This window comes from Psychrobacter coccoides, from assembly GCF_017498085.1.
GTDB classification, from domain to species: Bacteria; Pseudomonadota; Gammaproteobacteria; order Pseudomonadales; family Moraxellaceae; genus Psychrobacter; species Psychrobacter coccoides.
In genome coordinates this window covers 64,820-77,189 of record NZ_JAGBKM010000004.1, presented here as the reverse complement: position 1 = coordinate 77,189, position 12,370 = coordinate 64,820, and the positions used below count along the sequence as shown (strand labels likewise).

8 protein-coding genes are annotated in these 12,370 nt (G+C 43.9%); 3 read left to right on the top strand and 5 right to left on the bottom strand.

Annotated elements, in window-relative coordinates; all coding sequences use genetic code 11:
• The first annotated feature begins 1 nt into the window (after window position 1).
• Entirely contained in the window at window positions 2-763 is a 762-nt protein-coding gene (locus J3492_RS03665; protein WP_207990006.1) for a pyridoxine 5'-phosphate synthase, read from the top strand.
• A 35-nt stretch (window positions 764-798) separates the two neighbouring features.
• On the opposite strand, the gene J3492_RS03660 is transcribed toward J3492_RS03665, so the two are convergent.
• Window positions 799-1,515 (bottom strand): pilus assembly FimT family protein, encoded by a 717-nt coding sequence (locus J3492_RS03660; protein ID WP_207990004.1) that lies wholly within the window; start codon window positions 1,513-1,515, stop codon window positions 799-801.
• Between the two features lie 761 nt (window positions 1,516-2,276).
• On the opposite strand from J3492_RS03660, the gene J3492_RS03655 reads away from it, so the two are divergent.
• The gene (locus J3492_RS03655) at window positions 2,277-3,551 is read left to right on the top strand and encodes an OmpA family protein (RefSeq protein WP_207990001.1); all 1,275 of its coding nucleotides are present in this window, start codon (window positions 2,277-2,279) and stop codon (window positions 3,549-3,551) included.
• Between the two features lie 354 nt (window positions 3,552-3,905).
• Window positions 3,906-5,753 carry a translational GTPase TypA gene (gene typA / locus J3492_RS03650; RefSeq protein ID WP_207989999.1) on the top strand — a complete coding sequence of 616 codons (1,848 nt, stop codon included), beginning with the start codon at window positions 3,906-3,908 and terminating at the stop codon, window positions 5,751-5,753.
• A gap of 178 nt (window positions 5,754-5,931) precedes the next feature.
• On the opposite strand, the gene J3492_RS03645 is transcribed toward typA, so the two are convergent.
• The 4 genes from J3492_RS03645 to rlmD all read right to left on the bottom strand — a co-directional run bounded on the left by J3492_RS03645 (window position 5,932) and on the right by rlmD (window position 12,339).
• Window positions 5,932-6,372 (bottom strand): hypothetical protein, encoded by a 441-nt coding sequence (locus J3492_RS03645; protein ID WP_207989996.1) that lies wholly within the window; start codon window positions 6,370-6,372, stop codon window positions 5,932-5,934.
• A 251-nt stretch (window positions 6,373-6,623) separates the two neighbouring features.
• Window positions 6,624-7,547, bottom strand: coding sequence for a bifunctional DNA-formamidopyrimidine glycosylase/DNA-(apurinic or apyrimidinic site) lyase (mutM, locus tag J3492_RS03640; RefSeq protein ID WP_207989992.1), 924 nt, complete (start codon window positions 7,545-7,547; stop codon window positions 6,624-6,626).
• A 68-nt stretch (window positions 7,548-7,615) separates the two neighbouring features.
• On the bottom strand, window positions 7,616-10,162 hold the full coding sequence (locus tag J3492_RS03635; RefSeq protein ID WP_207989990.1) for a RelA/SpoT family protein: 2,547 nt from the start codon (window positions 10,160-10,162) through the stop codon (window positions 7,616-7,618).
• Between the two features lie 629 nt (window positions 10,163-10,791).
• A complete protein-coding gene (gene rlmD, locus J3492_RS03630) occupies window positions 10,792-12,339 on the bottom strand; it encodes a 23S rRNA (uracil(1939)-C(5))-methyltransferase RlmD (RefSeq protein ID WP_207989988.1) in 1,548 nt (515 codons plus the stop codon).
• Window positions 12,340-12,370: the final 31 nt, after the last annotated feature.

The window sequence follows — 12,370 nt, the reverse complement described above, 5'->3', positions numbered from 1 at the left end:
TATGACTATGTTGTCCCAGAATTCCGTTAATAAACCCTTACTAGGTGTTAATATCGACCATGTTGCCACCTTGCGTCAGGCTCGTGGCGTGCGCTATCCCAGTCCATTAGCAGCGGCACTGCTGTGCGAGCAAGCGGGCGCTGACGGTATCACGATTCATTTGCGTGAAGATCGTCGTCATATCCAAGACTCCGATGTCTATGAGATAGCAGCGCAGTTAACGACCAGACTAAACTTAGAAATAGCAGCAACGACTGAAATGTTGAATATTGCCTGTGAGGTCAAGCCATACTGGGTGTGCTTAGTACCTGAGAAGCGTGAAGAGCTTACGACAGAAGGTGGTTTAAACGTTGCAGAGCAGATCAGTTATTTGCAAGGTTATATTAAAAAACTTCAAACAAACGGCATCAAGGTCTCTTTGTTTGTAGATCCGGATGAGACGCAGATTCAAGCAGCCATTGACTGTCATGCTGATGCGATTGAGATCCATACTGGAGCTTATGCAGAAGCGGGATTAGCAGAGGATGTCACCGCCCAAAATGCTGAGTTACAGCGTATTCAACAAGCAGCTGCCACTGCACAGCGTCTGGATGATAAGCTACTCATCAATGCAGGGCATGGCCTTACTCGTGACAATGTCAATGCCATCGCTCAAATCGACGGTATCTACGAGCTGAATATCGGGCATGCACTGATAGCGGATGCTGTGTTTATGGGTCTAGAGCAAGCAGTAAAAGAGATGAAAGCAGCCATGCATAAATGATGCAAGGTGCTCTATTAAGAAACATTGAATAAAGACTAACCGGCGCATCCTGTGTCATGGATGCTGTTGGGCTTGTATTTAATGATACCTACTTGATTAAAAGACACTTGATACATGGCTCGATTGTAGCTTTTGTTAGGACAGTATTTGATATGACCAAAATGACCACGTGGTTTACCTGAGTCACCATAAAACCTGACATAGTGGCGCTTGCCAGCCCTTAGATGCAAAGTGCCGTATTTAGGATTGATATGCTGTTCACTGAGTAAGTGGTCTGTGGTCTGATCAAAATGTTTGTTGTCATTGTTATCGATGAATAACAGCAGTGCTTTCTTGCTGTCTTTATGACAGCGGCCACCTGAGTCTGACAAACAGACCACTAGGTTTTGTCTGCGAATATAGCTTTCAGCTTTCGCAGTACTAAAGGTATTCATTAGGGTGTGTCTGACGCGCTTTGCTTCCATATTGGCGAGTTGTGTCAATATAGAGGGGGTCGCAATCGTGGCTATGATGGCTAAAACCAAGGTGGTGATAACAACCTCTATAAGTGTAAAACCTTGGTTCGCTCTACAATGTATAAACGTTTTTGTACTTCGTGTTTTGTTTTTTGTCACAGTAGGGGGTAAGGACTGCTGGTTGTCAAAGTGAGTAGAGCTGAAGGCTGAGAAGGTACGGGCGATAGCAATAACGGCGGTCTTTACCAAATAAATAATAGCTATCCGCTGACTCTTTAACAAAGACTGACGCAGCATGATCAATATTCCCTATGATTACTATATGCGATATAAACTTTAGTGTAGACGTACAGATAGCTATAGTATTTAGTCCGAAATAAATGGTATTGCACCCCAAGTAAAGTTGATCCATCCTAGACCGTATGCTGTGGGGTAAATATTACGCAGCATCGAGCTGTGTCGGACAAGATGGCACTATAGCAGCAGTCCTGTACTGTCTTTATATTGAGCCCGTGGTTACATTGAGTTAGTGCATACTTACTGAAACGTAAACCCTGCGACATACCATGATAAACAAGTGGCCCACTAGGTAAAGGTGCTATATTTGATAATGTCGATATACAGTAATATAGCAGATAGTTGAAATAATGTTTACTCTTTTGTGCCGTTAGGAAATAAGTAAACTGTCAAAATATGTATCAATTAGTGAATGGCAAGTTCTTATGATAGAGAAAAGATTTTAATTGTAATAAAATAATACTGACTGATAACCAAGACTTGTTTTAAAATTAAAAATAGACTTTTAAAAGTTTAGTAGTGCAAACACTGTTTGTTATTAGTAAAATGAGTTGGTTATTGTGTTTTAGTTACAACACTATCGTGTAATAATGTGTAGCTGTACATCGAAAAAAGTTGTAAACTGAATTAATAATCGATAAGCTACTCCCTAATTAGTTTCGTTGTATTTTTATACGACCGTAAATGATGTCTGTTTTTTAGTTCATCTGGGAAGTGGTTGTGCTTAACGCATCACTTAAATAATCCTTTGGAGGAAGTCCATGAAATTAAATAAAATTGCTTTAGCTATAGTTGCTGTAGCAGCGGCGCCACTAGCGGCAAACGCTGGCGTTACGATTAGCCCACTATTATTAGGTTATCACTACACAGACGAAGCGCATGATGAGCAGCGTGAAATCCTACGTACTGGTAAGCAGCTTAATACTGGCAGTACCTTGAATGGTGGTGTTGCTAAAGAAAGCGGCCTATACACTGGTGCGGCACTAGGTATCGAGCTAACCCCTTCTACTCAGTTCCAAGTAGAGTACGGCGTATCAAACACTGATGGCCAAGCATCTGACGCTTCAGCAGCAGATCCAAAAAACCGCTTTGATATCGAACAAACCATGATTTCTGGTAACTTTTTGATCGGTACTGAAGAGTTCACTGGTTATACTGACAATGCCTTTAAACCATACGTATTGATCGGTGCTGGTCAGTCTAAGATCAAAGTAGAAAACCAAGAACAGTATACAGCTGACTCAGATGTTGCTGGCTATGCAGCTGGTACGAATGTTCCTGCTGGCACTGAAGTGTCTGAGTCAAAAGACACTATTGGTAACCTAGGTCTAGGTGCTATGTATCGTATCAACGACGCACTAAGCCTACGTGGTGAAGCACGTGCGATCCACAACTTTGACAACAACTGGTGGGAAGGTATGGCTCTAGCTGGTTTAGAAGTCGTACTTGGTGGCCACTTAGCACCAACAGTAGCAGTACCACCACAAGTAGAGCCAGATGTCGCAGCACCACCAGTAGTCGTGGTTGAAGAAGATATCGACTCTGATGGCGACGGTGTACCTGATAGCATCGATGAGTGCCCAGGCACTCCAATGAACGTCGTAGTAGACGAGCGTGGTTGCCCAGTAGAAGTTGATATCACTGACGAGCTAAAAATGGAGCTACGTGTATTCTTTGATAACGACAAATCAAACATCAAAGCTCAATACCAGCCTGAAATCGCTAAAGTAGCAGAGAAGATGCGTGAGTATCCAAACTCTACCGCTCGCGTCGAAGGTCACGCTTCTAAGACTGGCCCATCAGCCGCTTACAACCAGCGTCTATCAGAAGCTCGTGCTGTTGCTGTGAAGTCTATGTTGACTAACGAGTTTGGCGTAGCTCCAAACCGTCTATCAACTGTTGGTTACGGTTATGACCGTCCAATCGCAGATAACGACACTGAAGAAGGCCGTGCTATGAACCGTCGTGTTTATGCCATCATCACTGGTGACAAAACAATGACTGTTGAACAAACTAAAGATATGGTTGTTCAGTAAGCACTGACTTAGTAAGTGAGTTACGCTCTATAGAGTTACAAAAAAGTCGTCCAAATGGGCGGCTTTTTTTTAATTTATATTTCTAGGTCACATTATTGCATAAAATTATGATGCAATAATGTTATACTATCGACCCAAACACTTTGTAGATTGACAAAGTGTCCATTAGCAAAGCTATCTTTATGATGGGCTTATCTGTATAACTATCTTACTCTTTTATAATCTATGACCCTATCCTGCATATTGCACGGTAACTCAAGGTAAGAGTTAGAGTATCTACCTGTATGATGATAAAAGCCTATTTAGTGACGCTTATTGCTACTGCATTTTTTTAAGATAAAACGAGCATTTTATATGGCGAACGACATCAAACACCTGCGTAATATTGCAATCATTGCCCACGTTGATCATGGTAAAACCACCTTGGTCGATAAACTATTGCATCAATCTGGCACTTTTGACGAACGTGCAAACATTGCAGAACGTGCAATGGACTCAGGTGATATTGAGCAAGAACGTGGCATTACTATTTTGGCTAAAAACACAGCCATCAGATGGACAGATAAAACAGAAAACACTGAATATCGCATCAATATTGTTGATACCCCAGGTCACGCTGATTTTGGCGGTGAAGTAGAGCGTGTCATGTCGATGGTTGACTGCGTGCTTTTGGTCGTAGATGCGGTTGATGGCCCAATGCCACAAACACGCTTTGTGACCCAAAAAGCGTTTGAACAAGGTCTAAAGCCCATTGTTGTCATCAACAAGATTGATCGTCCTGGCGCTCGCCCTGACTGGGTTATGGATCAAATCTTTGATTTGTTTGACAATCTAGGTGCCACTGATGAGCAGCTAGACTTTCCAGTCGTTTATGCTTCGGCCTTGAATGGTATTGCAGGTTTAGAAGCAGATGACTTGGCTGAAGACATGACGCCATTGTTCAAAACCATCGTTGATGTGGTACAACCACCTCAGGTTGATGCAGATGCGCCATTCCGCATGCAGATCTCAAGCCTTGACTATAACAGCTTCGTCGGTGTTATCGGTATTGGCCGTATTCAGCGCGGTAGAATCAAAACCAATACACCAGTGACTGTCGTTGATAAAAATGGTAAAACCCGTAATGGCCGTATCCTAAAGATTATGGGCTATCATGGTCTTGATCGTATCGATGTAGAAGAAGCACAAGCAGGTGATATCGTTTGTATTACGGGTATTGATAACTTAAATATTTCGGATACGATCTGTGACCCAAATCATGTAGAGGCGTTACCACCGCTTACCGTTGATGAACCAACGGTCTCGATGAACTTCCAAGTAAACAACTCACCATTTGCAGGCCGTGAAGGTAAGTTTGTGACGTCGCGTAATATTCGTGAGCGTTTAGAGCGTGAGCTTATCCATAACGTGGCGCTGCGGGTAGAAGACACGGAGTCTCCTGATAAGTTTAAAGTGTCAGGTCGTGGTGAGCTGCACTTGTCTGTATTGATTGAAAACATGCGCCGTGAAGGTTTTGAGCTGGGCGTATCTGGTCCAGAGGTTATCGTTAAAGAAGTCGATGGTAAGCCACAAGAGCCATATGAGAATGTTATTTTTGATGTCGAAGAAGAGCATCAAGGCGCTATCATGGAGCAAGTTGGTTTACGCAAAGGCGAGATGACTGACATGCAGCTCGATGGTAAAGGTCGTATGCGTATTGAAGCGACGATGCCTGCTCGTGGTCTGATTGGCTTCCGCTCTGAGTTTATGACGCTCACATCAGGCACGGGTATCTTGACCTCTAGCTTCTCGCATTATGGCCCACAAAAGATCGGTGATGTCGGTGGCCGTGTGAACGGTGTCCTAGTGTCTATGGCTACTGGTACCTGCTTAGGGTTTGCTCTGTTTAACTTACAAAAACGTGGTAAGTTGTTTGCTGAGCCTCAGCTTGAAGTTTACGAAGGTATGATTGTTGGTCTTAACTCACGCAGTGATGATATGGTTGTGAATCCAACCACTGCCAAACAGTTAACTAACGTCCGTGCCAGTGGTACGGATGAAGCGTTGACGCTAACCCCAGCCATCAAGTTTACTCTAGAGCAAGCGCTTGAATTTATTCAAGATGATGAGTTGGTTGAGGTGACACCAAAAGCGATTCGTTTACGTAAGCGCTATTTGACAGAAAGTGAGCGTAAGCGTCACAGTCGTAGTAAGACAGCTTAATACTCAAACGTATAAAACAGCACCAAAAAAAGGTTAACCATAGGGTTAACCTTTTTTGTATTTGATACGCTTTAGTCAGTTGATGATAAAGGGGTTATGATTTTATTGGGCGCATGACTAGCATCAATATCACTTATATGCAGTAAGTAAGGGCGTGTCTATAAGCCAAGACGTCTAATTAAGGCGTGACCACCACATAGTCGTCAGTACTGATTAAAATCTCAGATGGCTGATCAACCACAATACGTACCACGTTATCATCAGCGGCTTGTGATTTATAGTAATTGTCTTCTGCCACACTGCAGCCTAAACAGCGACCCATAGCACTCCAAGGCTCAACAAGTAGCTTTTGCTGTGCTTGATCTGCATTACCACCAATTAATGAAAAAGGCAGGCTAGCAAAGTAAACAGCGGTACCTGCAACGGCATTTACGAGCTGCAGCGGCTTACCCGCCACAGTATCGACCACCATCGTCTCATATGAAGGTCCGAAATCAGTCTCATCAATCTCTATTGCTGCTGAGGCAGGCTGCATGATAGCCATAGTAGCGCACATACTGATAATCATACTGAGTACTTTATATTTAGCACTACGCTGAGCGTTTTTTTTAATAGTCATGATGATACCCTAAAACTTATTATTAGCAATATTGTCAGTATCTACCTTATCAGATAGACATGCTGAAACAACAACTAAAAACATGGATTAAATATTACAGATAAATAAATGGTTTGCATTATTTGTGTAAACGTAATGACTATTAAAGCAATATATAGGTAAATAAGCAACAAAAAAGCGCAGGAGGTTTTAAATGCTCCATACGCTTTAGTCTTTACCAAGGCTTTATTTAAATGTGCAATTGATTCTGGTTAAATAGAAGGCTGACAACTGGGGCAGTAAACACTGGCTCGGCCATTGAGTTTTATGTTGTCAAGCGTTGTGGCGCAATGTGGGCACGCTTCACCTTGTCTACCATAGACATTTAGGGTCTGCTGAAAATAGCCTGTTTGTCCGCTCGCTACTGTAAAATCACGTAGGGTGGAGCCTCCTAAATCTATCGACTTTTGGAGGATGGCTTTAGTATGCTCGACTAGGACTTGAATTTGTGTGTAAGGTATTTGATTGGCTGGTGTGGCTGGATGGATGCCAGATAAATATAAACTTTCAGTGGCATAAATATTACCAACACCAACCACGACTTGCTGCTCCATAATAATAGACTTAATAGGGCGCACGATGGGACGTTTTTTGGATTTTTTATCCTGCGTGACGGAGTCGGTAGTTCGCTGAATCAAATGATATAAATAATCTGCAGTGAACTGGTTTGATAATGGCTCGGGACCGAGATGGTTGAGGAGTTTATCTTCATACTCTTCGTACCATAAGACCGCACCAAAGCGTCTGGGGTCGTGGTAGTGTAGCTGCACACACTGGCCATCTGTAGCCATAAAAGTCATCACTAAATGATCGTGTTTACGTTTTTCAGCACCTATCGGATATTGCTGTAAGCTCCCAGACATCCCCAGATGAATGATCAGTTGCTTTTGAGGTATACAGGGCTTGTCATTGGTATTTTTAATACCCTGTAATGCTGCCTTGGTAGCAACAAACTCCAATATAAGATACTTTGCACGGCGCCGAATGCTGTGCAAAGAATAACCGACCAAGTCTGGTAGATCAGCTGGCATAGGCCAACGTAGTTTAGGCTGAAACACCTCTATGTTGGTTGTTTTTTGACCTATTAATGGTTTGAGGCTGGCTTTGGTGGTTTCGACTTCAGGTAGCTCAGGCATGATGTTTTATGGTGACCTTCTCGATAATAGAGGGTGAAAGGTAGGTAGCGTCAGATAATTTATGCTCGTTATGCAATAGCACGGCGAGCATGCAAAATACCTGGCTGTTGTTCAAGCTTGGCGAGTAGTTTGGATAAGTGTGCCAACCCCGAAACCTCAACATGAAATTTTAAAGAAGCGATATTGTCATCGGTGCTTAATGTCTCGACCCTGCGAATGTTGACGCTTTCTTTATCGATGACTTGTGTTAGGTCTCGCAGTAAGCCCCGTCTGTCATAAGCTTCGATATGAATATCAACGGGCTGATAACGGCCAGACTTAGACTTCCAAGCAGCGCTAATTTTGCGCTCAGGATCACGTTCGATCAGTCGTAGATACTCTGGACAGCCCCGGTTATGAACACTGACACCACGAGACTGGGTGATGTAGCCAGATATCGGCTCGCCATGAACGGGATGACAGCAGCCAGCCAAATTGACCTCGATATTATCTAGACCATCAATACAGATTTTATAGGCACCAATTGAGCCCGTCGACTTTGGATCAACGCTCGGTGTATATTCTTCTGGTTCTTTTTCAGGCTCGAGGCGCAATTGCCGAGAAATATGTCCAGTAAGCTGATGTAGTCCAATCTCTCCTGTCACCAAACCAACGACGATGTCATCGGCGTTATTGACATGGAAAAACTGTGTGTAATCATTTAAGTCAATGCTATTTGGATGCACAGATAAGCGTTCAAGCTCTTTTTTGAGCATCTGCCGACCAATTTCAATGTTTTTATCACGGTCTTGTTTGTTGAACCATTGACGTAGTTTTGAGCGCGCACGATTGGTCTGAATATAGCCCAGTGAGGCCACCAGCCAGTCACGATTGGGCTCACGTGATGCTTTGGTAATAATCTCTACTTGCTCACCAGTCTTGAGTTGATAGGTCAGCGGCACGTAGCGCTGGTTGACTCGTGCTGCTTGGGCACAATTACCAACCTGTGTATGCACATAATAGGCAAAGTCTAGGACAGTTGCGCCTTTTGGGAGTTCGGTAATGTCACCGTCACGGCTAAATACATAAATCCGCTCACGCTCATCAAAGTCCACGATTTGTTCGCTTTCTTCGAACTCGCTCAGACTTTGATTGCCACTGTCGTCATCACTTGCTGAGCTGGCATATACCGGATCATTAATAGACAGCAAGTGACGTAACGAGCTGATTTTTTGGTTTAAATAGTTGTCCTTTTTACCTTTGCCGCCTTCTTTGTAGTTGACATGCGCGCACATACCCAGCTCAGCCTCAAAATGCATTTCATGAGTACGAATTTGCACTTCAAGCGATTTGTTTTCGGCGATGACAGCCGTGTGCAAAGAGCGATAGCCGTTTGGTTTTGGATTGGTAATGTAGTCGTCAAACTGCTCTGGTATATACCGCCATAGACCATGTATCAACCCTAGGACGTGATAGCAGTCTGAAGGACTATCCACCAAAACCCGCAGCGCACGAATGTCATAAAGCTGATGAAATGACAAACTTTTAAGTTTCATTTTTCGATAAATAGAGTAAATGTGCTTCACTCGTCCTGAAACGTCAGCAGCAATACCCGCATCTGCTAAAGCGAGGTTGAGCTTATCCTGCATACGCTGGATGTATTCTTCGCGCTCGCTGCGTTTTTCGGACAATAGCTTAGCGATTTCTTTATAACGCTCAGGGGCCAGATAGCGAAAAGCCAAGTCCTCAAGCTCCCATTTTAACTGGGCAATACCTAGGCGGTGAGCAAGCGGTGCATAAATGGTCATGACCTCACGAGCGACACGCTGTTGACGATCGGTGTCAGAAAAAGACAGCTCACGCATGGCAAAAGTACGTTCAGACAGTTTAATCAGCACCACACGTACGTCATTGGTGACAGACAAAAGCATACTATAGATATTTGACAGCTGATCACGTTGGTTGTTGGCAAAGTGATCCTCTAAGCGCTTATTGCTTTCAATAATGGCAGACAGTTTACCCAGTGCTAAAGCATCTTTGACTAAAACAGCGACATCTTTACCAAACTGCTTTTCGATATCATTCAAGCTCACCATCGACTTACGGGCACTACGGTATAGCATTGCAGCGACTAAGGCATTTTCATCTTGATAAAGATAGGTCAGGATATCAGCCATACCGATGCCCATAACATAAGCGCCAGAGCGTTCAGACTCGCTGGTATTCATGCGACTGCGAATAAACTCACAAGCGATAGCTAGGTTGGGTACTGAGTCTTGACCGATACGTTTTGCCACATTATCTAGCCACGCAGGCACATCAATATTAGCCTGATCCAGGTCGTCATTTGCAGAGGCTTTGGGTGCTATGTTTTTTTCATCTACAAGCGTACTATTTAGATACTCGTCTTGTAGTTTGGGATCATGGTTGTGATAAGAGTATTGTGCAGAGCGATCAAAAGTGGTGTGCAGCTTATGAGTGGCAAGCTGTTGTTTGATGTCTAGTGGAAGCTGAGCATAGCTATTGGCAGACTGCTGAGAACGCTGACTGGCAACCAGCTGAGCAGCTAATGATGCACTATCAGTCTGTGTGGTTTGACCATCTATTAATGGTAACCCTTCTCGAATCTTTACCATAGCCGGCTCCTGCTCCTCTTAGCTATTTTTAACGTTACTTTTGCCTAGTATACTTCTGATAAGATAAATAGTTTGCTGGATTGGATTAGCGCTATTATTTTTAGCAGTTTGATCTAGGAAAAGCATTATATTTATAATCTAAGCATCTATTGGTCTCGTGCTTATTTAAATGTACATGTCTGCAACTATTAAAGTTCCATCTTTAAGTTGCGGCTTTGATATGATGATTAATCAAACCTATCAAAGCGGTAATCATAAAAGTAATATAGGTCGTATGTTGACAGAATATGTCATAGTACAGTATACGACTCAACTATTGTACTTCCAATGTCTAAATACACCTCCAAAACGAGCCATGCTTGAGTACCAAGCACAGCTCCAATGTCTATTAAAGCGCCAATATACAATTATGTCATTTCAGGCCTGTAATTCAAGCGAGGCTCTGTAATCAGCTTTATGCCTGCGTAACATAGAGAGAGTACTAAATAAAATCGATACATTAATATTGGCATGCTGCTGGTATAGATTTTCTACGCTTACTGTGCACGTTCGTTGCACTCCAGAGACTGCACAACACTCATCGCATTAGGGCCACCGCTCAGCTATGAAGGATGGCACTGTATAAGAGACTAAAGGGATGGTGATACTTTTTCAAAACGAGCAATTGATTCGACATGACCGGTATGACAGAACATATCCATCACGCCAGCATGAGTGAGACGATAGCCTTGCTCTAATAACGCCTTGGTATCTCGAGCGAGTGTTGCCGGGTTACAAGACACATAAACGATGCGCTCAGCATTAAACTTAGGTAAGTACTGCATGATTTCCCAAGCACCAGAGCGGGGTGGGTCGATCAACAACGCATCAAAGCCTCGATTGGCCCAAGGCTGATCTGAGCAGTCATGGGTCAAGTCTTGGCTATAAAACTCGGTATTATTCAGACCATTACGACGGGCGTTGTCTGTCGCACGGGCAGTCATTGCATCACTGCCTTCTACACCGACCACTGAGCCTGTCTCACCGACAAGGCGAGCAAGTGGCAAACTAAAGTTGCCTAAACCGCTAAACAAATCCAACACTCGCTCGCCTGCCTTTAAGTCCAACAAATCACAAGCAAGCTTGGTCATCTGACGGTTTACCGACAAATTCACTTGGGTAAAGTCAGTCGGAATAAACTCAAAGGTTAAGTCAAACTCAGGCAGCTGATAATATAAGCGCCCAAACTGCTGGCTCATATCATCATCGTCTGTCAAAGCGATACGCTGGATGCTGTCAACGCCTTTTGACTGTAGATATAACTGCCAATTGCGTGCGGCAAAAAACGACTTGAGCTTCTCAAGGTCAGCGTCTGATAAGGGTGCTAAGTTACGCACGATTAAGGCGACAGGCTGATCGCCGTCTGGTAGCTCAGGTATTTGCTCACCCATAGCCAGCTCGAGTTGTGCAATTTTATCACGACTCTCTAAGGTGCTGATAAGCGCTTTTAAGTTTTCAATCTCAAAGCCAATACGGGGGTCTAAGATATGACACTCGTTTAGCTCTGCTAAAAAATTGCTTGAGCGCTCACGAAAACCAACCAAGGCGGTCTCTTTTTTGGCGACATAACGTACCCCAAGTCGTGCTTTGGTACGATAGCCAAGGCGATCTCCGACCACAGGTGCAAGCCAGTGTTCAGGCTCTATATTGGCTTGATGTCTCAGCATCTCCGCCAGTACCGACTGCTTAAAGTTTATTTGCCCATCAGGCTGCCAGTGCTGCAGGCTACAGCCACCACAAACACCAAAATGTGGACAAGGTGGCACAGCACGCTCAGAGTTAGGGTTGGCCGTGATACTGACAGCATCGCCTTCTTCAAAGCTGGCACGGCTGTTGGTCAGTTTGACTAAGGCGCTCTCACCAGGCAGAGCAAAGCTGACAAAGACTTTTTTGCCGTGTTTGTCCTCGATGTGACCGTCATCGGCATCAAACCCTTTACCATAGACAGCGACACCACGGCCATCATGAGACAGGCCATCAATGACAAATGGGAGCGGTTCGGCATCTTTTAGGCGGCGACGAGTCTTTGAGGAAGGTTTGGACTTCTTTTTATTGGGCGGTATAGTAATGGTTTGCTTGTCGCTCGTAAGCGCTGTTGCATCAGACGTCATAGGAGAGTTTGAATCGGTGGGCTGCATAAACCTGCCTTAATAATTGATGATAAATAGC

What these genes read in the sequence shown, in the direction of transcription:
- J3492_RS03665 (WP_207990006.1), top strand. Translation starts at nt 2, where the DNA reads ATGACTATGTTGTCCCAGAATTCCGTTAATAAACCCTTACTAGGTGTT.
- J3492_RS03635 (WP_207989990.1), bottom strand. Translation starts at nt 10,162, where the DNA reads ATGGTAAAGATTCGAGAAGGGTTACCATTAATAGATGGTCAAACCACA.
- mutM (WP_207989992.1), bottom strand. Translation starts at nt 7,547, where the DNA reads ATGCCTGAGCTACCTGAAGTCGAAACCACCAAAGCCAGCCTCAAACCA.
- J3492_RS03655 (WP_207990001.1), top strand. Translation starts at nt 2,277, where the DNA reads ATGAAATTAAATAAAATTGCTTTAGCTATAGTTGCTGTAGCAGCGGCG.
- J3492_RS03645 (WP_207989996.1), bottom strand. Translation starts at nt 6,372, where the DNA reads ATGACTATTAAAAAAAACGCTCAGCGTAGTGCTAAATATAAAGTACTC.
- J3492_RS03660 (WP_207990004.1), bottom strand. Translation starts at nt 1,515, where the DNA reads ATGCTGCGTCAGTCTTTGTTAAAGAGTCAGCGGATAGCTATTATTTAT.
- rlmD (WP_207989988.1), bottom strand. Translation starts at nt 12,339, where the DNA reads ATGCAGCCCACCGATTCAAACTCTCCTATGACGTCTGATGCAACAGCG.
- typA (WP_207989999.1), top strand. Translation starts at nt 3,906, where the DNA reads ATGGCGAACGACATCAAACACCTGCGTAATATTGCAATCATTGCCCAC.